15 protein-coding genes are annotated in these 22,642 nt (G+C 41.4%); 10 read left to right on the plus strand and 5 right to left on the minus strand.

Annotated elements, in window-relative coordinates:
- Positions 1-127: 127 nt before the first annotated feature.
- Complete coding sequence (locus G611_RS13525; RefSeq protein WP_036947672.1) at positions 128-1,012, plus strand: ParB/Srx family N-terminal domain-containing protein; 885 nt, start codon at positions 128-130, stop codon at positions 1,010-1,012.
- Here the strand turns inward: G611_RS13525 and G611_RS0101220 are convergent, their stop codons facing one another.
- Positions 1,013-2,068 carry a LacI family DNA-binding transcriptional regulator gene (locus tag G611_RS0101220; RefSeq protein ID WP_028242050.1) on the minus strand — a complete coding sequence of 352 codons (1,056 nt, stop codon included), beginning with the start codon at positions 2,066-2,068 and terminating at the stop codon, positions 1,013-1,015.
- Positions 2,069-2,293: 225 nt separating this feature from the next.
- Here G611_RS0101220 and G611_RS0101225 point away from each other — a divergent pair, with 225 nt between their 5' ends.
- Entirely contained in the window at positions 2,294-3,796 is a 1,503-nt protein-coding gene (locus tag G611_RS0101225; protein ID WP_028242051.1) for a glycoside hydrolase family 32 protein, read from the plus strand.
- A 21-nt stretch (positions 3,797-3,817) separates the two neighbouring features.
- Entirely contained in the window at positions 3,818-8,386 is a 4,569-nt protein-coding gene (locus tag G611_RS0101230) for a hypothetical protein (RefSeq protein WP_028242052.1), read from the plus strand.
- Between the two features lie 122 nt (positions 8,387-8,508).
- Here G611_RS0101230 and G611_RS0101235 read toward each other — a convergent pair whose 3' ends face one another.
- The 4 genes from G611_RS0101235 to G611_RS0101250 form a co-directional block, all read right to left on the minus strand.
- On the minus strand, positions 8,509-9,483 hold the full coding sequence (locus G611_RS0101235) for a glycoside hydrolase family 43 protein (RefSeq protein WP_028242053.1): 975 nt from the start codon (positions 9,481-9,483) through the stop codon (positions 8,509-8,511).
- Between the two features lie 32 nt (positions 9,484-9,515).
- The gene (locus G611_RS0101240; protein WP_028242054.1) at positions 9,516-10,343 is read right to left on the minus strand and encodes a carbohydrate ABC transporter permease; all 828 of its coding nucleotides are present in this window, start codon (positions 10,341-10,343) and stop codon (positions 9,516-9,518) included.
- A gap of 12 nt (positions 10,344-10,355) precedes the next feature.
- On the minus strand, positions 10,356-11,240 hold the full coding sequence (locus G611_RS0101245) for a carbohydrate ABC transporter permease (protein WP_028242055.1): 885 nt from the start codon (positions 11,238-11,240) through the stop codon (positions 10,356-10,358).
- 97 nt (positions 11,241-11,337) lie between these two features.
- The gene (locus G611_RS0101250) at positions 11,338-12,627 is read right to left on the minus strand and encodes an ABC transporter substrate-binding protein (RefSeq protein ID WP_028242056.1); all 1,290 of its coding nucleotides are present in this window, start codon (positions 12,625-12,627) and stop codon (positions 11,338-11,340) included.
- A gap of 316 nt (positions 12,628-12,943) precedes the next feature.
- Between G611_RS0101250 and G611_RS0101255 the strand changes: the two genes are divergently transcribed.
- The 7 genes from G611_RS0101255 (at position 12,944) to G611_RS0101285 (ending at position 22,611) form a co-directional block, all read left to right on the plus strand.
- Complete coding sequence (locus tag G611_RS0101255) at positions 12,944-13,828, plus strand: AraC family transcriptional regulator (protein ID WP_028242057.1); 885 nt, start codon at positions 12,944-12,946, stop codon at positions 13,826-13,828.
- A gap of 157 nt (positions 13,829-13,985) precedes the next feature.
- Complete coding sequence (gene araA, locus G611_RS0101260; RefSeq protein WP_028242058.1) at positions 13,986-15,485, plus strand: L-arabinose isomerase; 1,500 nt, start codon at positions 13,986-13,988, stop codon at positions 15,483-15,485.
- A 163-nt stretch (positions 15,486-15,648) separates the two neighbouring features.
- Positions 15,649-16,305, plus strand: a complete 657-nt coding sequence (fsa, locus tag G611_RS0101265) for a fructose-6-phosphate aldolase (RefSeq protein ID WP_028242059.1) — start codon at positions 15,649-15,651, stop codon at positions 16,303-16,305.
- A 284-nt stretch (positions 16,306-16,589) separates the two neighbouring features.
- The gene (locus tag G611_RS0101270) at positions 16,590-18,185 is read left to right on the plus strand and encodes a xylulokinase (RefSeq protein ID WP_028242060.1); all 1,596 of its coding nucleotides are present in this window, start codon (positions 16,590-16,592) and stop codon (positions 18,183-18,185) included.
- A 261-nt stretch (positions 18,186-18,446) separates the two neighbouring features.
- Positions 18,447-19,142, plus strand: coding sequence for an L-ribulose-5-phosphate 4-epimerase (locus G611_RS0101275; RefSeq protein ID WP_028242061.1), 696 nt, complete (start codon positions 18,447-18,449; stop codon positions 19,140-19,142).
- A 559-nt stretch (positions 19,143-19,701) separates the two neighbouring features.
- Entirely contained in the window at positions 19,702-20,043 is a 342-nt protein-coding gene (locus tag G611_RS0101280; protein ID WP_051195000.1) for a metal-sensing transcriptional repressor, read from the plus strand.
- A gap of 21 nt (positions 20,044-20,064) precedes the next feature.
- Positions 20,065-22,611 carry a heavy metal translocating P-type ATPase gene (locus tag G611_RS0101285; protein WP_028242063.1) on the plus strand — a complete coding sequence of 849 codons (2,547 nt, stop codon included), beginning with the start codon at positions 20,065-20,067 and terminating at the stop codon, positions 22,609-22,611.
- The last annotated feature ends 31 nt before the right edge of the window (positions 22,612-22,642 follow it).

Consider the following 22,642-nt stretch of genomic DNA (forward strand, 5'->3'; position numbering starts at 1 on the left):
TCTGCGATTTGCAGAGTGACTTTTTTATCTGGAAATAGAACTCTAATATAAAATTCCTAAAAAAAACACAAAAATAATTATAATTAGTATAAAATGGATTAATAAAAATATGTTGAAAGGAATCTAAATGACCGATTTCGATAAGTTTATAGCAGGAGAGGTTGAAAAGTATAAGGATAATGCGTTCCCACTAAAGGCAAGTTTATTGGAGCGTGCTTTGGTTCGTAGAGTTAGCTACAAAAAGCTTCATCCAAATCCAGAGGATGAATTTTGTATGCCATCTGTAGGACCTAGCTATCGAATTATAAATGAATATGTACAGCGGATGGTTGAGGATAAATTTGATGGAATGTATTCTGGACTAGAGGATAAATCCATTACTGTAGAAAAAATGTATCCTGACGGATATATGATTCTCAATGGTCATCATCGTTGGGCTGCATATATGAGGGTTGGAAAAAAGAGGGTTCCGGTTCATATTATCAATCTTACAAATAGCCATGATATTTTCCAGATGTTAAATAATTCTAAATACGATAAGCGCGTAACTATCAATCTGGATGAGGTGATGTTTAAAAAGCTGGGAAATGAGAGTGTGGAGAAGGAACTAAGCTTCCCATTTAAGAAGGTTTACAAAGAGCATTTGATAAAGGGCCTTCCAGCAGTGTGCAACCATCTTGCAAATGATGGTTACGATATTTGGGTTTACACTACAGGCTTATATTCAAGAGAATACATTCAGCGCCTGTTAAAGCTTTACCATATTAACACCGGCTTTATTGTTACTGGTGCCACAAGATTTGATACCACAGATTCAAAAGAAAAAAAGCAGTTAGCAGAATTGTTTGCTAAAAAATATGATGTCACAATTCATATTTATGGCGAGGCTCTTTTATATGTAAAACGTAGTGCGAAGAAATCACTACAGTACGAACTTCATAAGGAATCCTGGTCAGGTGATGCTATTGAAATACTTGATGGGATACATAAAAGAGAAACAGCTTCTGAGTAATTACTCAGAAGCTGTTGATTCTCTATAGATAATATCTGTTTCGATATAAGTTCTTTTATATGGCATGGCAGGATTTGCAATTCGTGCAAGAAGTAAATCTGCAGCTATATAGCCCATAGAGCTTGAATGGATTTTGATGGTGGTGAGGCTTGGTTCCATTAGGCTTGCCTCAGGGGCATCATCGAATCCGCATATACGAATATCTTTTGGGACTTTCTTCCCTAGCGATTTCAAAGCTTTGATAGTAGACATAGCTAAAAAGTCATTTGCACAGAAAAACAAATCTGGCAGCTGTTTGAGAGATGCTATCTGTTCACTTAGCCAGTTTGTATCTGAGTAAGGATTGCTGTCGTCTGCGAGAATGCAACCTTCCATATCTACGGTCATGCCTCTATCAGTAAGGACTGATACATAAGCTTGCCATCTTTCATAGAATGACTGGCAGTGGAATCGGTCACCGATAAAGGAAATATTTTTACATCCCTTATCAATCATTGTATCCAACATCTGATGAACGCTTGAAAGATTTTCCATGTATATAACATCTGCATTGAGAGGGCATCTTTGACTAAGTGGAGTATCCACAAATAGTAGTGGAATGTTCTGCTTGCACAGAAATTCACAGTAGCTTTCCGAAAAGAGCTCCATACAAAGGATGGCGGCAACATTTTCAATATCGATATTTGTAGGAAAGCACATGTTGTTGATTTCGTAATCACGAATGATGTTTATAGAAAGCTTGTAGCCCAGTGCATCTATCTTGTGCTGGAAGGCATCTAAAATCTTGTTGCCAGAGTGGGAGCTACCAGGAAAGGCCTGTGTAAATAAAGCGATTTCTGTTTTATTAAGTGGTGCAGGTGCATCTGATGATATTGCAGCAGGCTGAGTGAACCCTGCCATATTAAACTGCTTGTAGCCCATGGACATGGCTGTCTGGCATATTTTATTTCTAGTCTCTGCAGAGACATTTCCTGTGTTGTTAAGTGCTCTTGAAACAGTGTTTCTAGAGAGTCCTAAGGCATCTGCAATTTCTTGTAAAGTAACTCTATTTCCCATGTTATTCTCCTGCGTAAAATCTAATAATAATGATACTGAAAATCGGTCAATGTGTCAAATGTAACATTATTCGAAAATGTTAATTTTCACCAAAAGGAAACCCTTGAATAATCGCATATTTCACAAAAATATTGTGCAAATGCATATGAATATTGCTTTAAATGTAACATGAATGTACACTATATGTAACAACAAGTAGTGCAAATGCACCTTACAGGAGGGAATATGAAGAAGGTTGTTTTGATGCTTCTACTAGCTGCCATGTGCGTAAATGCGGTAGGCTGTGGCACAGGTTCTAATGTAGAAGACACGGATGAAGAAAAGTACATAGGAGAGGAGTGGAGCAATTACGTGTTTTACCCAGCTTCAATTGAAGGATTTGTTGGTGACACAATGCCCTTTTACGATGATGGAAAATTCAATGTTTTCTATTTGGCTGACCAGAGAAATGGTAAGCAGGGATATCATCCTTGGGGCCTAATTCAGACAGAAAATTTTTCTAGTTTTGATGATAAGGGAGTTGTAATAAATTACGGTGATACAGTAGAAAGTCAAGATATTGCCCTTGGTACAGGAAGCGTAATCAAGGATAAAAATGGAATATATCATGCATTCTATACAGGACATAATGATACTTACTCACCAAAGGAAGCAGTGATGCATGCAGTTAGTAAGGATATGGAGAATTGGGATAAGATTCCTGAGGATACATTTACCAGCAATGGAAATTATTCACAGGACGATTTCAGAGATCCATATGTAATGTATTCAAAGGAAGATAAATGTTATTTCATGTTTATCACAACAAGAGCTAACAACAATGGTGTAATAGCAAAGTATTCTTCTAATGATTTAAAGACATGGAAGGATGAGGGAATCTTCTTTGAAAACGATATGGGTAACGATTCTAACATGGAATGTCCTACAGTTTTACAGTATAAGGATAAGTGGTATCTTTCATTCTCTGATCAGTGGCCAAACAGACAGGTTCATTATCGTATATCCGATAGTTTAAATGGAACCTTTCAAAAGCCAGCTAATGATGTGTTTGACTGCAACGGATTCTACGCAGGTCGTCTTGAGACAGATGGAGATAATCTTTACGTTGTAGGCTGGTGTGGAACAAAGAAGAATCACCAGGATGGTGATGAGTATGACTGGGGTGGAAACATGGTTACTCATCTTCTTAAGCAAAACAGTGATGGAACTCTTAACCCAGTACTTAATCCAAGCATCGCAGATACAATGACAAATGAATGTCCACTTGCACCAGCGAAGATGACAGAATCTGTTAAACAGAAGGACAATAGCTACACATTCAGCGGAAGCGATTATGAGATGGTTGGCTTCAAGAACATCATGGGTAGCTATTTATTCGAAACTACTATTTCAGATTATGACAAAAATGGTATGTTTGGAATTTGCTTCAATACAAATACAGAAAGTGTTGGCAATTTAAATATCGTATTTAATGCAGCAACAAACAAGATTGAGTTTTACAACAACAGCGACATCATGCAGGTAGCAGCGCAGTCTAGTTTAGACTACGATTTATCTAAGGCAGGGGAGCTTAACATAAAGGTTGTTATTGCTGATGGAGTTGTTGTTATGTATGTAAATGATGAGGTTGCGTTTACAACAAGAATGTATCTTTCACAGGGTATGGATTGGGGATTATTCAGTATCAAATCACCTGTGACATTCAAGGATACAAAGCTTTATAAATAGTAGTTGCAGAGGAGGGAGATTATGTTTAAGAAATTTATGGCAGCAAGCCGTAAAGTTAAACTACTTACCGCTGGCGGTGTGGGAGTTGTCGCTGCAGCGGGAGTTGCAGGTGCCATTGCCTTAGCATCTGGTAATGGTGAGATAACAATCGACAAAGAAATCGTAGCTTTAGCGGGAGGCTGGCCTCAGTCTTTTATGGCGGATGATTATGTTGAGCCAGAATTTGTAGATGACAAAAATCGTACAAACAATGCTTTCAATGTGGCTGACTTTGGAGAGCAGGGACATAATGGTTGGTTCTATAGATATGGCACCGCTACAAATCCTGCAGCATCAAAAAGAATGGAAAATTTTGATGGAGAAAAGTATTTCCAGCTTGGTAAGACAGGAATGGAAATTAAATCAAACTTCATTCACACCGCAGAAGGTACAGCGCCAATCCTTGAATGGCGAGCTGCCAAAAAGGGCGACATAAATGTAAAACTTACTTATGTAAAGAATGTAAACATGGATAAGAATCCTTCATATCCAGATGGTGTCACAATATATGTATACAAGGGTGACGAGGCCATCGGCAGATATGAGGTGGATGTTAAAACAGATGGAGAAACTGTTGTTGAAAAGGAACTAAGCAACTTATCAGTAGATGAGCTTGAAAGCCTTTACTTCATCGTTGATCCAAACATGAACAATGCATATGATGGCGGTTCATTGTATGTAGCAATAAATGATGTAGATGCTAAGGGCCCATCAGCAATCAATGATGTGGCAAGAACTAATAACAATGCTAATTCAATTGAGGACTTTGGTGCTCAGGGACAGAACGGTTGGACCTACAGATTTGGAAAAACAGGTAAGGATTCAAAGCTTGTTTCTACAGAAAACAATGGCGAATTCATGAATGTGACTTCTCCAAACCTTGTCCTTAGCCATTATTTCATTCATCCAGCTATCAATGATAATGCAATCCTTGCTTGGAAGCCAGCGGTTGATGGCACTATTGAAATAAGAGGAAAGTACAAGAAGTTCGAGCAAAATGATGGAAATCCAGATTGGCCAGATGGTGTTATCGTATCTGTTTACAAGAACGATGAAAAGCTGTTTAGCAAGAAGGTGGCAGCACCAAGAAAAGGCGAAAACGAAATTTCCTTCAGAGAGAAGAATTTGGCAGTAACAACAGCAGACGATTTATATTTTGTTGTTGATGCAGGTGGTAATTCATCTTACGATGGTGGCTGCTTTGATATTGATATTGTTGATAGAACAGGAGCTCAGACAGAGGCTGATGTTGCTATCGATGAGACAGAGACAAGACAGAATTTTGCAGATACAAAATACGATTTCGGAGAGCAGGGTAAGAATGGTTGGTTCTATCAGGATGGATTCGCAAGCGAAGCTACTAATTCTTACAACATTATGAACTTCGAAAAGGAAGAGGAGAGATATTTCGATCCTAGCTACTTAGAAATTAAGAGAGATTTCGTTAATCCGGGTAAGGGCAAATCCGCAGTTATAAAATGGAAGGTTGCTCAGGACGGCAAGGTTAAGGTTGATGCAGCTTACACAAAGCTCAAAAACGAGGACAAGAATCCTAGCTGGCCAGATGGAACAACAGTTACAATCTTCCATAACGATGAACCCCTTGTAACTGAGGATTTTGCTCCAGACAGATTAAGGGAAATTACAAAGCGACTTGATGTTGCATCAGTAGACGTTAAGAAGGGTGACTTCATTACAATGGTTGTAGATCCTAAGTCTAACAATGCATACGATGCAGGAAAGTATGAATTCTCTATCAAGGGAATCACACCAATGGTTGGAAAGACCGAAAAGGACGTTACCTACACTGGTGGCCAGCGTACAAACAATGCATCGGTTCAAGATGATTTTGGTAAGCAGGGTAATGGCGGCTATTGCTATCAGTCAGGCTACTATCTTGATCCAAACTTTGCAGTTAACCTTGAAACATATAAAAAGGACGATAAGTATACAACAATCGACGGTGTAGAAGTTAAGCGCGATTACATCATGCCAGGTAACAAAGGCCGTTCAGCTATTGTTAAATGGGTTGCCAACAGGGAAGGTTCTGTAGATGTTTTGGCTGATTACACTAAGCACAAGAACGAGGACAAGAATCCTAGCTGGCCAGATGGAGTAGATGTTTACATCTTCAAGAATGATAAGCAGATTAAGAAGGAAAGCTTCGCTCCAGTAGTAGGCCGGGAGGTTACTAAGGATTTATCTGTTAATGGACTTATGGTTAAGCCGGGCGATTGCATCACACTTATGGTAGATGGCAAGGAAAACACAGCATACGATGGTGGTAATTTCAAATTCGTAGTTGAGGATGCTGAGCTTAAGACTGAGCCAATGGTAAACAGAAGCGGTAAGAATTATGCAAACCTTGCACTTGATTTTGGTGCACAGGGAAGCAATGGATGGTATTACTGCGAAGGCCGTAGCGTTAACAAATATGAAATGCTACAGAATAAGACCGAAGACGGTAATGGATATATTTCAAGAAAGCAAAAGAATCTTGAGATTAAGAAGGATTTTGTTCAGCCTAGACTTAATGCTAATGCAATGTACAAATGGGTAGTTGCAGCAAATGGTCAGATTGATATTACTGGAGATTACACAAAGTTTGGTCATGAGGATCCAAATGCCAGCTGGCCAGATGGTACAAGATTCGGCATCTACATAAATGGACACAATCTTATCGATGAAACTATTTCTTGCCCAAGAGGCGAAGATAGACATAACACAAAAGAGATTAACATTCAGAAGTTAAATGTTAGTGCTGGAGATGTCCTTACATTCGAAGTAAATTGTAACAAGAATAATGCTTGGGACGGCGGACGTTTCAATATTGATATTGCAGATTCAAATGAAATTAAGGTTGTTGTAGGTGATGAAGAGCGTACAAATAATACAGTCCTTGGTGCACTTACATCAATGGCTCAGGGCACAGACGGATGGTGGTTCTTAGATGGTAAGACACCAGCAGATGCTAAGGTTCTTACATATCTTAACGCTGATGGAACAGCTTACATGTCTACTAAGAATGAAGGCCTTGAAATGAAGAAGGACTACGTTCATCCAGGCAAGGACAAGGCTGCGATATATCAGTGGGTAGCATACGAAGATGGCAAGATTGATATAATCGCTGACTATGTTAAGTTTGGTCAGAATGACCCTAACCCAAATCTTCCAGATGGAGTAAAGGTTAGCGTTTACAAGAATAACGACGTTTTGTTAGAGCAGGATGTTGAGGCATTTAGAGGCGATGGCAATGACAACAAGCTTGAAATCATGCTTACAAAGCTAGAGGTTGCAAGAGGCGACAAGATTTCATTTGTTATCGACGCAAAAGCTAACAATGCCTGGGATGCAGGTCGACTTTCTGCAAGCATTTATGCGGTAAAGGATAAGTCACCAGAGGAAGAAGCAAGAGAAAACAACACAAATCTATTCAATGCATTTGGCGAGCAGGGTTCTGACGGTTGGTACTATGGAATGTGCGACTGGGATGGCAAGAACTTCGAAAGACTTACATTTGATGCGGAAATGGGTAGATATTACAACAACGGTAAGCCAGAGCTTAAGGCTGATTTTGTAGAGCCAGGCAATGGCAGAAATGCAGCATACCAGTGGGTTGTTGCAAAGACTGGACGAATCAATGTAAAGGGAAGCTATACCAAGTTTGCTAACAATGCAGACCCAGCAGCAAACGGCGTATGTATGCGTATCTTTATCAATGGCGAAGAAAAGAAGTGGATTGGTGGAGATATCCAGGGCAACTTTGCAGCAGATGTTGTAAAGGGATTTGACGAGACATATCTTGTTCACGAAGGTGATGTAGTAATGTTTGCTATCGATTCTGACGGTAACGACAGCTACGATGGCGGTAAGCTTGATGTTACAATCAAGGACGCTGACGAGGAAATTGAGACACCTGAAGAACCTGTAGTAGATGAAGACAGAACTAACGATACATCACTTGCAGGCGGTTTCGGTAAGCAAGGTGAAAACGGTTGGTTCTACGGCGTATGCGATTGGGACGGCAAGAATTTTGAAAAGCTTCCATTTGACGCTGAGAACAATAGATACTTCAATGGTGGTAAGCCAGAACTTAAGTCAGATTTCGTAGAGCCAGGCAATGGCAGAAATGCAGCTTATAAATGGGTAGTTGCAGAAGATGGCCGCATCCGAGTTCAGGGAAGCTACACTAAGTTTGCTAATAGTGCAGACCCAAATGCAAACGGAACCTGCATGAGAATCTTCTTAAATGGAGTTGAAAAGAAGTGGCTTGGTGGAGTTACACAAGGCAACTTCTCAGATGAAAGAACAGTCACATTTGACGAACACTATGATGTTAAGAAGAACGACGAAATCACATTCGCCATCGACCCAGACGGAAACGATGCTTGGGACGGCGGTAGATTAGAGGTTAACATTTCGGATGAGTCTGAGGATGAAGATGACGACGATTCTGATGAGACTGAGCCTGAGGAGGACGAGTCAGAGGATGCTAAGACTGATGAAGCTGAAGGCGAGGAAGTAACAGATAATAAAGAAACTGAAAACTAAAAAAGCCTTCCCCTTTTTTAAGGGGGAAGGTGGCTGCGCAGCAGACGGATGAGGGTTTTATAAAGGTGACCCTCATCAGTCACCTGCGGTGACAGCTTCTCCCTTAAAAGGGAGAAGCCTTTTTATTTATATTCTGGTGTAATTGTATTAATGGTACCATCGGTATTGTAGGTAAGTTCACAATACTTTACGTTTCTTCGGTGGTTAATTCCGCCAGAAATCTCACAGTCATGATAGAACAAATATGTCTTGCCATGATATTCCACGATAGAGTGGTGTGTTGTCCAACCAAGTACTGGCTCAAGGATGCGGCCCTGATATGTGAAAGGTCCGTAAGGACTATCTGATACCGCATATACGATATAGTGTGTTGTACCTGTTGAGTAAGAGAAGTAGTACTTGCCGTTGTGCTTGTGCATCCAAGGGTCCTCGAAGTATCTTCTGTCCTCATCGCCAGCGAGAAGCTCGTTGCCGTTTTCATCAAGGATTACTACATCTGAAGGAGCCTTAGCAAATTCTGACATGTCATCCTTCATAGGAGCAACCTTTGGCCATACAGCGTGCTCATTCTTTTCTGGCTCTGTGCCGTTTGGATCAAATGTGCCTGTGCGGTACTTTTCAAGCTGACCGCCCCAAAGGCCTCCGAAGTAGATGTAAACCTGTCCGTCATCATCGATGAAAGAGCAAGGGTCAATACTGAAACTTCCTTTGATGTAGTCAGGTCTTGGAGTAAATGGTCCGTATGGCTTTTTGCCATCAGCGATACCTAGTCTGAAGATTCCATCTTTGTCTCTTGCTGGGAATACTAAGTGGTATGTGTCGTTTTTGAAGACACAGTCTGGAGCCCACATCTGTGTGCTAACCCATGGAACATCATCCTGATGTAATACCATGCCGTGGTCTGTAACCTCTTCGCTGTTTTCATCCATAGAGAAGATGTGATAATCCTCCATCTGGTATTCATCACCGTTGTCGTTGTCCTCTCCGTTGTGAGGAATGTCGTGTGAAGGATAGATGTAAATCTTGTCCTCGTACACGTGAGCAGAAGGATCTGCTGTGAATAATTCGGTGATAAGGGGTTTGTTTTGTGCTTTCATTGTTAGTAAAATCTCCTGTTTTAAAATAAATTTTAGCCTTTCACAGCGCCTGCTGTAAGACCATCTACAATCTGATTTGAGAATGCGCAGTATACCACGATTGTTGGTATAATTGCGATGATGATGGCTGCAAACATCTGTGAGTAGTTTGTATTATAAGGTCCAACGAATTTTGAAAGAGAAACAGGAAGTGTTTTCTTCATATCGTCAGATATAAATACCATTGCAAGTAATAGCTCGTTCCAGTTGCCTACGAATGTCATAAGGCCTGTAACGAAAAGTCCTGTCTTTCCAAGTGGAAGACATACCTTAAAGAAAATCTGGTAAATTGATGCGCCGTCGATGCAGGCACTTTCAATAAGTTCGTTTGGCATTCCCTCGAAGAAACCAACCATGATGAAGATTGTGATTGGAAGAGAGAAGGTCAAATATGGAAGAATCAAACCTGTAAGGCTGTTTGATAAGCCGATCTTTGCAAAGCGTGTAAAAAGTGGAATCAATACGCAGTGTACAGGAATCATCATTCCGGTGAGGAAATAAACAAGTGCTGCATGTGAAAACTTCCAGCGTAATCTAGCGATGCCGAAGGCTGCCATGGAGCCGATAATCATGCTGAGGATAAGTGTTATAACGCAGACAATGAATGAGTTAAGTGTTGCGATGCCAAGCTTTCCGGCTGTCCAGGCAAAGGTGAAGTTTTCAAAGGTTGGATTCTGTGGTAAAGCAAATGGAGCTGTGAAAATCTCCTTGTTTGTTTTGAATGCCACGTTAAAAGTCCAAAGTAGTGGCGCTAAATATAGCACTGCCATAAGCACCAAAAAGATATAAATAATAATTTTCCAAACTGATACTTTTTTCATTTTTATGCCCTCCTACATTTCGTATTGCTCGGTTTTTACAACCTTATTGATGAATAGTGTAACGAGGAGGCAAAGTATCAATAGAAGTACACCAATTGCACTGGCGTAGCCATATTTGAAATACTTAAAGCCCTGCTGATAAAGGTGTGTTGCAAGAACCTCTGTCTTGTGGTTTGGACCACCTTCGGTCATGTTGAAAATCATATCGAAGAACTTTAGTGAACCGATTGCGTTAAGTGACATTGCTGTTGCAACCATAGGGCGAACAAGTGGAAGAGTGATGTATCTAAAGCTCTTTGCCTTGCTGCAGCCATCGATGTAGCTTGCTTCGTATAATGATTTGCTGATACCTGATATCTGAGCCATGTAAAGCATCATTGACTGACCAACATATTGCCACAAAGCAACAAAGGCGATTACCCACATTGGAAGGATGATTGTGCCTTTTGTATCCATCAACCATAATGGGCCTTCAATTCCAAACTTCTGTAAAAGCTGGTTGATACCAAGCTTTGGACTGAAGATGAACATCCATAGCAAACCAAGTGCTGCTGATGAAAGTACGCATGGTAGATAGATGATGTTTTTGAAAAGGTTTCTTCCTTTATCTATATTGGTTAGAAGGGCTGCTAAAAACAGACCCATAATAAGCTGAGTTACGCAGGAATAAATAAGAAAGAATACTGAGTTCTTTAATGCGATTTTCAGTGTCTTATCCTGAATCAATCCCTGATAATTTTTCAATCCAACGAATTTTGCAGGAGTCAGTGCATTGTAGTCACAGAACGAATAATACACAGACTGACAAATTGGAATGAATAGAATAAAAGTAAATAATATAAATGCTGGAGCCATAAAGATGAATATGGCTTTTTTATTTCGTAATAATTTATCCATAACTAATCTTCCTTAAAAGCTGTGATTTTAGTAATAAGATAGGGGCGCAGGCAAGTGCGCCCCTTTAAACAATAAAGGTATTAAAAGAAAAAGAAAGTTATCTGCAATTTGCGTTGTAGAATTCTTCCATATCGGTAGCAGCCTCAGCTGGTGTCATATCACCAAGGAATACTGATACCATTGTGTCATCGAAGTGTGAGCCTGTCTCTGTTGTAGGCATTGACTCGTTGTAGAATCCGAATGTACCCTTTGCGTTCTCAAAGATGTCCATAACGTAAGCAAGCTGTGCAGGAGCTTTTGAAGCATCGTACTCAACCTTTGTTACAGGAATCTTTCCACCAACCTCTGCTGTGTACTTCTGAGCTGTGTCATCTGTAAAGTACTTCATGAAAGCTGCGCAAGCCTCTGGGCACTTTGTAGAAGAGCTCATGCAAAGTGAATCTGACTTAGCGATAAGTCTTTCACAACCTGGGAACTGGAATACACCACATTTAGATTCGAAATCTGGGTTTTCACCGTTAATCTGGCCGATTGCCCATGAACCCTGGATAAGGATAGCAGCTTCTTCGTTGTAGAAGTTTGCTGTAGCTACATCGTTTGTGTCACCAGCTGCTGTTGGCTGGAAGTATTTTGAAAGCTCAAGGAGCTTGTCAGCTGCTGCTTCAAGCTTTCCATCTTCCCAAGAAGCGCTTCCATCTGCAAGCTTAGCAAGGTCAACGCCTTCTTCCTCACAAAGGTAACCAGCTACCATTGATAAGCACCAAGCTGTACCAGCTGAAATTGTGATTGGTGTGTAACCAGCCTTCTGAAGCTTGTCGCAAGCTGTAAGCATTTCATCCCAGTTTGTAGGAACGTCAACGCCTGCATCTTCAAACATCTCTGTGTTGTAGAAGCAGCAAGCTGCAGCTGTGTTAAGAGGTACTGCATAAATCTTGCCATCGTATGTTTGCTGTGTGAATACTGCATCACTTGTAAATGTATCTTTCCATCCGTCTGCATCAAGATAATCATCAAGTGGAGCAGCAATGCCAGGAGCTACATAATCTGTAAGCTGTGGTCCTGGGCTGACAATAAATACATCAGGTGTTTCCCCAGCAGCAACTAATGCATTTAACTTGTCGTAGTACTCTTCAAGGTTTGTAGTAACAACATTTACGTGATACTTACCTTCGTAATCTTTGTTGAATCTTTCTACGTTCTCCTTGTAACCAAGAGAGATAAGATCCTGTGTTGCATCCAGGTCATCCCAGAACATCCATGTGATTTCCTGAACCCCATCGCCGCCTGAAGAAGCTGAGTCTCCAGAACCGCTAGCGCCACCGCATCCAGTGAATAAAGATGCAGCCATGATTGTTGACAGAAGTGTTGCTAAAATCTTTTTTTTCATTCCCGTTCTCCTTTGCAAATAGATTTGATGAACCCCAATCCATCATGAATTTCTTATGGTTTAAATGTAACATAGGAAATGTGGTGGTTCTTTTAAATTGTTGTTTTTTGATTATCAATTCTTGCTGCGAAAAACTGTTGCAAAATTGGCATGTTGTTTAACATAACCTAAAATAAAAGCCAAAAATAGTGCAATGTTAATAAATTAGTAAAGGAGAGATAACTTAAATCTAAAATAAATCTTGCAATTTTTTGGAATAAGAGCAACAATTAATAAAAGCAATAATTGCTATTTTTTGCTGAGAAGGGATAATGTTATGATAGAATCACTTGATGGTATTTTCGAGACCGTAAATTATAAAAAAAGTACGAATCTTAAGCTTTATGACAACGTTCAATATGAGGATTATCCGATGCATTGGCATCCAGCTTTGGAGATAATTATGCCAGTACAGAACGGTTATGTTATGAAGTTTTCTAACTCCACTGTGGAGCTTAGGGAAAAGGATATTTGCATTATCTGCCCAGGCTGCATTCACGGAATCAGCGCCCCAACTACTGGTCGACGTATTATTTTCCAACCTAACACTACGTATTTACGATATATGAAAGAGGTAGAGGTTCTTATATCCTTGCTTTCGCCTTATACGGTTATCACGCCTGAGGAATATCCTGAGATTCATAGCACATTGGTGGAGACATTAATTGAAATCAGAGAAGAATACTTACTTGGTAATTCTTATGCAGAGGTGGATATTTACAGCAAGTTTTTGAATATGCTTGTTTTGATAGGTAAAAATTACACAGCTCCAAGCAATAAGGTAAATGACATAGGGGCTGGCACAAGAGAGGATTACGCATCTAAGTTTTTGCAGATTTGCGATTACGTTAACGCACATTGCACAGAGGATTTGAAGCTTAATGATGTGGCTGACATGAGCGGCTTCAGCAAGTTCTATTTTGAAAGATTGTTTAAACAGTTCACAGGAATAAGCTTTTATAAATATGTTAATCAAAAAAGAATTGCAAGGGCGCAGGAGCTTTTGATAGAGCCTGGCAACTCAGTAACAGATGTTGCTCTTAACTGCGGCTTCATGTCCATATCTTCATTTATTAGAATGTTCAAGCTACAAACAGGTTGTACACCAACTGAGTATAAAAACATGTATTGGAGCACTGAACAAAAGACGATGATTAGATAATCACGCAAACTTGTACACCTCGAAACATACATGTACACACTACTTAAAACCGCAACAAAACTGAATATAAGCTTTTATAAATACAACTTGTGCATATTAGTGAACAAGTTGTATTTTTATTGTAACAGTTAAGTTTTTCAAAGCGGAGGGTAATAGAATGAAGACACAGTTAAACTACAAGTTTTGGTTCTGTACTGGTTCTCAGGACCTGTACGGTGACGAGTGCTTAGAGCACGTTGCAGCACATTCAAAGGAAATCGTTGATTGCCTTAACAAGTCAGGCAGACTTCCTTTTGAAGTTGTTTGGAAGCCAACAATGATTACAAACGAAGTAATCAGACGCACATTTAACGAGGCAAACAATGACCCAACTTGTGCTGGTGTAATCACATGGATGCACACATTCTCACCAGCAAAGTCATGGATTTTAGGACATCAGGAGTACAGAAAGCCACTTTGCCATCTTCACACACAGTACAACCGTGAAATTCCATACGAGACAATGGACATGGATTTCATGAATGAAAATCAGGCAGCACACGGCGACAGAGAATACGCTCACATCCTTTCACGAATGGGTATCGAGAGAAAGACAATCGTAGGCTACTGGCAGGATGCTGAGGTTCAGGAGAAGCTTGCATCTTGGATGCGTACAGCAGTAGGTGTTGTAGAATCCAGCCACATTCGCGTTATGCGTGTAGCTGATAACATGAGAAACGTTGCAGTTACAGAAGGTGATAAGGTAGAGGCTCAGCTTAAGTTCGGTTGGGAAGTAGATGCTTACCCAGTAAATGAAATCGCACAGGCTGTTGAGGCTGTATCTCAGTCAGATGTAAATGTACTTGTTGATGAGTACTATGATAAATATGATATCTGCCTTGAGGGTAGAGATCCAGAAGAGTTCAAGAAGCATGTTGCGGTTCAGGCACAGATCGAGCTTGGATTTGAGAGATTCTTAGAGGAGAAGAATTATCAGGCAATTGTTACACACTTTGGTGACCTTGGTTCACTTAAGCAGCTTCCAGGTCTTGCAATCCAAAGATTAATGGAAAAGGGCTATGGCTTCGGTGCTGAAGGTGACTGGAAGGTTGCAGCTATGGTTCGCCTCATGAAGATTATGACAACAGGCATCAAGGATGCTAAGGGCACATCAATGCTTGAGGATTACACATACAACCTTGTAAAGGGTAAGGAAGGTATTATCCAGGCTCACATGCTTGAGGTTTGTCCTTCACTTGCAGCAGAAAAGCCTCAGATTAAGGTTCAGCCACTTTCAATGGGTGATAGAGAAGATCCAGCTCGTCTTGTATTCCAGTCAAAGGAAGGCAAGGGTATTGCAACATCCCTCATCGATCTTGGCGACAGATTCCGTCTCATCATTCAGGATGTAGATTGCAAGAAGGTAGAAAAGCCACTTCCAAAGCTTCCTACAGCAATCAACTTCTGGACACCACAGCCAGATTTCTACACAGGAACAGAGGCATGGCTCCTTGCAGGTGGCGCACATCATACAGCATTCTCTTATGACCTTACTGCAGAGCAGATGGGTGATTGGGCAGCTGCTATGGGCATCGAGGCTGTATTTATTGATAAGGATACAAAGATTCGTGATTTCAAGCGTGACCTTGCACTTGGAAATCTTGTATACAGAAAGTAATCCTGCTGGTCGTTGAGTTATTGAAGTAAAAATTGTGCCATTACAAAGTCATTTATTTGATTGAAGCCACAAAGCAAAACATATACACTTTAATTAGTGTGAAGCAGTAACGCTTTCATGAGTAATTAATGTATTGGCATGGCCAAAGAAAGAAGGAGAAAAAATGAAGTTATTCGTTGATACTGGAAAAATCGAGGACATTAGAAAGGCAAATGAATTAGGAGTTATCTGTGGTGTTACAACAAACCCATCTCTTATTGCAAAAGAGGGTGGACGTAGCCAGGAAGAAATCCTTAAGGAAATTGCTTCTATCGTAGATGGCCCTATCTCAGGTGAGGTTAAGGCTACAACAGTTGATGCTGAGGGCATGATTAAGGAAGGCCGTGAAATCGCAGCTCTTCATCCAAACATGATTGTAAAGATTCCTATGACACTTGAAGGTCTTAAGGCTGTTAAGGTTCTTTCAGCTGAGGGAATTAAGACAAACGTAACACTTATCTTTTCAGCAAACCAGGCTATTCTTGCTGCAAATGCTGGTGCTACATACGTTTCGCCATTCCTTGGACGTCTTGATGATATCAACCAGCCAGGTATCGAGCTTATCCGCGATATCGCTGACATCTTCGACATCTACGGATACGAGACAGAAATCATCGCTGCATCAATCCGCAACCCAATCCACGTTCACGATTGTGCACTTGCAGGCGCTGATATTGCAACTGTACCATACAAGGTAATCGAGCAGATGGCTGTTCATCCACTTACAACAGCTGGTATCGAAAAGTTCCAGAAGGACTACATCGCCGTATTTGGTGAGTAATCGTTTTAGCGCGACCTCGTAGTTTTTCATGCTCCCGGAAGCCATCTCCCATTGGAAAGCAACAGAAACTCCCCGCCGGCGTGGGTCCCCTCTGTTGCTTTCCATGGGGCCCTCTTCCTCGCGCTTGCCAAGGTTATGTGGTCGCGCATTTATAATTATACGAAGTATAAATAGCCTGTAGCTATCAAGCTCTGAGAGTTTCCGTAGGAGACATGTAGTCGACGAAGGAAATACTCAGGCTTGAGAGCGTAACAGGCGAGAGAATACCTAGGGGGAATTTGCGAATGAATATAAATGAGATGATTGCTGAGGGCAAGAAAACTGCCCTTGGTATTGAGTTCGGATCAACACGTATTAAGGCGGTTTTGGTTGATGCGGAGAATAAGGTGCTTGCTCAGGGAGACCATGAGTGGGAGAACCATTTAGATAATGGCATCTGGACATATCCTCTTGAAGAGGTATGGGCTGGCGTGCAGGATTGCTACGCAAAGCTTAAGAAGGATGTTAATGACAAATATGATGTGAAGCTTACAAAGATTGGTGCCATCGGATTTTCAGCAATGATGCATGGATATCTTGCATTCGATAAGGATGATAATCTTTTGGTTCCATTTAGAACATGGAGAAATACAATCACAGGTGAGGCTGCAGCTGAGCTTTCTAAGGAGCTTAACTTTAACATGCCTCAGCGCTGGAGTATTTCACATTACTACCAGTGCATCTTAAACAATGAGCCACATGTTAAAAATGTAGCTTACTTTATGACACTTGCAGTATATGTTCACTACAAGATGACAGGCCGCAAGGTTGCAGGCGTTGGTGAAGCATCAGGTATGTTCCCAATTGATTCAAAGACTTGCCAGTACGATAAGGCAATGCTTGAAAAGTTCAATAAGCTTGCAAATGCTCACGGCATTACTACAAAGGTAGAGGATTTACTACCAGAGGTACTTGTAGCAGGTGATGATGCAGGTACTCTTACAGCTGAGGGCGCAAAGCTTCTTGATCCAACAGGCGAACTTGAGCCAGGCTGCCCACTTGCTCCACCAGAAGGTGATGCAGGTACAGGTATGGTTGCTACAAACGCTGTTTCGGCAGGAACAGGTAATGTATCAGCTGGTACATCGGTATTCTCAATGGTTGTACTTGATAAGCCACTTTCTAAGCCATACGAAGAAATCGATATGGTTACAACACCAACAGGTGAGGCTGTTGCAATGGTTCACTGCAACAACTGTACATCAGACCTTAATTCTTGGATTGGAATTTTCAAGGAGTTTGCAGATGCATTCGGCGTAGATATTTCTATGAATGATATCTATGGAACACTTTACCGCAAGGCTCTTACAGAGGATGCTAACTGTGGCGGCGTTGTTTCATTTAACTACTTCGGTGGTGAGCCAGTAGTTGGCGTAAACGAAGGACGCCCAATGGTTGTTCGTAAGCCAGATGCAAAGTTTACACTTGCAAACTTTATGCGTTCAAATCTTTACGGAGCACTCGGTGTTCTAAAGATTGGTAACGATATCCTTCTTAAGGAAGAGAAGGTTTCTATCAAGTCTATTACAGGACACGGCGGATTCTTTAAGACAAAGGGCGTAGGCCAGTCTGTACTTGCAGCTGCACTTAATGCACCAATCACTGTAATGGCAACAGCTGGCGAAGGCGGCGCTTGGGGTATGGCAGTACTTGCAAACTACTGCATCCGCGACGACAAGAGCCAGAAGCTTCAGTCATACCTTGATGAAAAGGTATTCGCAGGACAGGAATCTACAACAATGGAACCAGACCCAGAAATGGTTAAGGGCTACGACGAGTGGATTGCAGAATACAAGAAGGCGCTTAAAGCCGAGGCATGCGCCGTAGCGGAATGGCGATAGTGTACTAATTGCTACGCGGCACTGAAGAACTCCGTGCTCCCGCAGGGCACCCCTCGTACTCGAGCTAGGCAACTTTCCGCTTCGCGGCTCCCTCCTAGCTCGGCACGATACTTCCCTGCTCGCGCTCGCCAAGGTTGAGTTGCCGCTCAGATATTAGATGAGTCCGTAGGTAACAAGCTATTATATTTCTCAAGAGAGGCGTGTTGCCGAACGGAGAAATATAATGCTTGTGACCGTAACGGACGGACTAGGAGAGATAAGATGTTAGAAGAGTTGAAGAAGCAGGTTTACGAGGCCAACATGGAGCTTCCAAAGCGTGGTCTTGTAACCTATACATGGGGCAATGTTTCCGGAATCGATAGAGAATCTGGAATCTTTGCTATTAAGCCATCTGGTGTAGAATATGAGGATTTGAAGCCAGAGGATATGGTACTTGTAAATCTTGATGGTGAAGTTGTTGAGGGCAAGTATAGACCAAGCTCTGATACAGCTACACACTTAGAGCTTTACAAAAAGTATGATAATATTGGTGGCGTTGTCCACACTCATTCTACTTATGCAGTAGCATGGGCTCAGGCAGGCCGCGATATTCCTTTATATGGAACAACACATGCAGATTATTTCTGCGGAACAATTCCATGTACAAGAAACCTTACTGAAAAGGAAATCGATGAGGCATACGAGGTAAACACTGGTAAAGTAATCATCGAAACCTTCGAAGACAGAGGAATCAACTCAAAGTATGTGCCAGGTGTTATCTGCAAGAACCACGGCCCATTCACATGGGGCAAGGATGCAGACCAGGCAGTGTACAATGCAGTTGTACTTGAAGAGGTTGCTAAGATGGCACTCTTCACCGAGCAGGTTAACCCACAGGTTAAGCCAGCTCCAGATTGTATCCGTGATAAGCATTTCAACCGTAAGCACGGCGCAAACGCTTACTACGGACAGAACTAATCCATATATATGAGCAAAAACTAACATAAAATCTATAAAGAAACTAACATGCGTGGGCGGTTCTACAGGAACCGCCCTTTTTAGCGCGTGTTAAATGCATGTTAAGTGTATGTTTGAAAATCTATTTTTCACTTAACAAAAAATCGGGCAAAAGTTAAGTGAAAATAGGAAATTAGATTTTACACTTAAAATTGCAAAATCCTGTTAAGTTTTCTGAGAAGAAAAATTTTTTCACTTAACTTTTGGGGATGATTTTGGGCTGCTGTTAGGATTATTTAAGTGTGTATTAGGTGTTTTTGATTTTCACTTAACAGGTAGTTAAGTGTGAAATGCTATCTTGTGAATAAACTTAACTATACTTCAAACTATTTAATCAAAGCTAAGTGAAAAAATTTTTTTCTTTCTCCCACTTAACCCGCTTTTCAATTTTTAAGTGGTAAATGGAAAATGGCGAAATTCACTTAATAAATAGGATTTGACAAATACCCTGTGGGGGTATATTATCAGGGTGTAAGAGATACCCCTATGGGGTATGTGAATTGAAATAGGAGTTCTATTTATGGAAAATACAGAAGATATCAAGGAAGAAGTTACTGTAGAAGCATGGGAATGCTGCTGTTCAGGTAAGCACAAAAGCCGTGATGACAAGGAATATAAGGATTTAATGAATCGTCTTAAGCGTATCGAGGGCCAGGTGAGGGGCGTTGAGAATATGCTTGAAAAGGATGCATATTGTACTGATATTCTGATGCAGGTTTCTGCTATAACATCAGCACTTAACAGCTTTAACAAGGTGCTTCTGGCGAATCATGTAAAGACCTGCGTTGCTGATAATATCCGCGAAGGTAACGAGGATGTGGTGGATGAGCTTGTAGGTGTTTTACAGAAGCTGATGAAGTAATCCGGTTAGAAAGGATATATTATGGAACAATATAATGTTACAGGAATGAGTTGTGCTGCTTGCCAGGCCAGGGTGGAAAAGGCAGTTTCGGCTGTGCCTGGTGTTGACAGTTGTGCTGTGAGCCTGCTTACTAATTCCATGGGAGTAGAGGGTAGTGCAGATGCGGCAGCTATCATAAAGGCAGTTGAGGGTGCAGGCTATGGAGCCAGTGTTAAAGCTCAGGCTTCGGATGCAGGCAACTCAATTCCTAATTATGATAACGAATTAAAGGATACGGAAACGCCAAAAATCAGAAATAGACTGATAGCATCGGTGATTCTGCTGCTCCCACTTATGTATGTAAGCATGGGGCATATGATGTGGGGATGGCCATTGCCAGGATTTTTAGATGGTAACCACATTGGCATGGGAATCTACCAGTTGATTCTTGCTGCCACAATCATGGTCATCAATCAGAAGTTCTTTATCAGTGGATTTAGAGGACTTATTCACGGTGCACCGAATATGGATACACTGGTTGCTTTAGGTTCAGCTGCATCCTTTATTTATAGCGTGTATGCACTTTTTGCAATGACAACAGCACAGTTGGATGGAGAATCAACAAGAGTAATAGAGCTGATGGATGAGTTTTATTTCGAATCTGCAGCCATGATTCTTACTCTTATTACTGTAGGAAAATTGCTTGAGGCTATTTCCAAGGGAAGAACCACAAACGCTCTAAAGGATTTGATGAAGCTTGCGGCAAAAACAGCTGTTGTCATAAAGAACGGCCAAGAGACAGAGGTTCCTATTGAGCAGGTAAAGATAGGAGACAGATTTGTAGTTAGACCAGGGGATAACATACCTGTTGACGGCGTGGTAGTTGAGGGAAGCAGCGCTGTTAATGAGGCAGCCCTTACTGGCGAGAGCATTCCTGTAGATAAGACAGTTGGCGATACAGTATCAGCAGCTACCAGCAATGAAAGTGGCTACATGGTCTGCGAGGCTACCCGAATAGGAAAGGACACAACACTTTCTCAGATTATTCAGATGGTTAGCGATGCAGCAGCTACCAAGGCGCCTATTGCAAAGATTGCAGACAGGGTGTCGGGGGTATTTGTACCAGCTGTTATAGCCATTGCTATTGTCACATTTATTATATGGCTTCTTGTGGGACAGCCTGTAGGCTACGCCCTCGCAAGGGCTATATCGGTTCTTGTAATCAGCTGTCCATGTGCGCTGGGACTTGCAACACCGGTTGCCATTATGGTAGGCAACGGCATGGGGGCTAAAAATGGCATCATGTTTAAGACTGCAGTATCACTAGAGGAAACTGGAAAGACTCAGATTATAGCACTTGATAAAACAGGAACCATCACAAAAGGCGAGCCAAAGGTTGTAGGAATATTCGAGGCTGAAGGCGTTGATGATGTGGATTTACTTAGAGTAGCATTTGCCCTTGAAAGCAAATCGGAGCATCCTCTTGCAAAAGCCATTGTAGAAAATGGTCTTGAAAATGGAATGGAGCCAGCAGAGGTCACAGGCTTTGAAGCATTGTCAGGTCATGGCATCAAGGCTGAACTGGATGGTGAGATAACTGTTGGCGGTAACCTGGAGCTTATAAAGAAATACGTAAATATAAGTGACGAGATAGTAGGCCTAGCCGACAGGCTTTCAGAAAAAGGAGAGACACCTTTATTCTTTGCAAAGGGCGGTACTTATCTTGGAATTATTTCTGTTGCAGATGTAATAAAGGATGATTCTGCAGAGGCAATAGAGCACCTTAAGAATCTGGGCATTCATGTAGTAATGCTTACAGGTGACAATGAAAAGACTGCACAGGCTATTGCCAAGGAAGCTGGAGTTGATGAAGTTATATCAGGTGTTAAGCCAGATGGCAAGGAAGAGATAATTAGAAAGCTTCAGGAATATGGCAAGGTTGCCATGGTAGGAGATGGAATAAATGATGCGCCAGCCCTAACACGTGCTGATATTGGAATAGCCATCGGCGCAGGCACTGATGTGGCAATAGATGCTGCTGATGTGGTAGTGGTAAAAAGTAGATTAAGCGATGTGGCTGCAGCCATAAGGCTTAGCAAGGCCACACTTAGAAACATCCACGAAAATTTATTCTGGGCATTCTTCTACAATGTAATCGGAATACCTCTTGCAGCAGGTGCTTACATCCACGCCTTCGGCTGGACTCTCAACCCAATGTTTGGAGCAGCTGCAATGAGCCTTTCAAGCTTTTGTGTTGTAACAAACGCCCTAAGATTAAATCTGTTTAAAATGCATGACAGCTCAAATGACAAACCAATGAAAAACACTTTAGGCCACCACATGCTTATTAATAACAATGTAACAAACAAGGAGGAAAACAATACTATGGAAATTACAGTTAATGGAATGATGTGCCAGCACTGCGAAGCACATGTAAAGGAAGCTCTTGAAAAGATTTCAGGAATCGAAGAGGCTACAGCAAACCACGAGGCCAACCTTGTAACCCTTAAAACTTCAGCCGACGTAGCCGAAGCAGATATCAAGGCTGCCGTAGAAGCTGCCGGCTACGAATACGTAGGCATCAAATAATCCCCGCCCCACAGGCACTGCCACCCGTTGG

The sequence above is a fragment of the Pseudobutyrivibrio ruminis AD2017 genome, from assembly GCF_000424305.1.
Lineage (GTDB): Bacteria > Bacillota > Clostridia > Lachnospirales > Lachnospiraceae > Pseudobutyrivibrio > Pseudobutyrivibrio ruminis_B.

Excerpts from the sequence above, each read along its gene's own strand:
- G611_RS13525 (WP_036947672.1), top strand. The coding sequence starts at position 128 with ATGACCGATTTCGATAAGTTTATAGCAGGAGAGGTTGAAAAGTATAAG.
- G611_RS0101220 (WP_028242050.1), bottom strand. The coding sequence starts at position 2,068 with ATGGGAAATAGAGTTACTTTACAAGAAATTGCAGATGCCTTAGGACTC.
- G611_RS0101225 (WP_028242051.1), top strand. The coding sequence starts at position 2,294 with ATGAAGAAGGTTGTTTTGATGCTTCTACTAGCTGCCATGTGCGTAAAT.
- G611_RS0101230 (WP_028242052.1), top strand. The coding sequence starts at position 3,818 with ATGTTTAAGAAATTTATGGCAGCAAGCCGTAAAGTTAAACTACTTACC.
- G611_RS0101235 (WP_028242053.1), bottom strand. The coding sequence starts at position 9,483 with ATGAAAGCACAAAACAAACCCCTTATCACCGAATTATTCACAGCAGAT.
- G611_RS0101240 (WP_028242054.1), bottom strand. The coding sequence starts at position 10,343 with ATGAAAAAAGTATCAGTTTGGAAAATTATTATTTATATCTTTTTGGTG.
- G611_RS0101245 (WP_028242055.1), bottom strand. The coding sequence starts at position 11,240 with ATGGATAAATTATTACGAAATAAAAAAGCCATATTCATCTTTATGGCT.
- G611_RS0101250 (WP_028242056.1), bottom strand. The coding sequence starts at position 12,627 with ATGAAAAAAAAGATTTTAGCAACACTTCTGTCAACAATCATGGCTGCA.
- G611_RS0101255 (WP_028242057.1), top strand. The coding sequence starts at position 12,944 with ATGATAGAATCACTTGATGGTATTTTCGAGACCGTAAATTATAAAAAA.
- araA (WP_028242058.1), top strand. The coding sequence starts at position 13,986 with ATGAAGACACAGTTAAACTACAAGTTTTGGTTCTGTACTGGTTCTCAG.
- fsa (WP_028242059.1), top strand. The coding sequence starts at position 15,649 with ATGAAGTTATTCGTTGATACTGGAAAAATCGAGGACATTAGAAAGGCA.
- G611_RS0101270 (WP_028242060.1), top strand. The coding sequence starts at position 16,590 with ATGAATATAAATGAGATGATTGCTGAGGGCAAGAAAACTGCCCTTGGT.
- G611_RS0101275 (WP_028242061.1), top strand. The coding sequence starts at position 18,447 with ATGTTAGAAGAGTTGAAGAAGCAGGTTTACGAGGCCAACATGGAGCTT.
- G611_RS0101280 (WP_051195000.1), top strand. The coding sequence starts at position 19,702 with ATGGAAAATACAGAAGATATCAAGGAAGAAGTTACTGTAGAAGCATGG.
- G611_RS0101285 (WP_028242063.1), top strand. The coding sequence starts at position 20,065 with ATGGAACAATATAATGTTACAGGAATGAGTTGTGCTGCTTGCCAGGCC.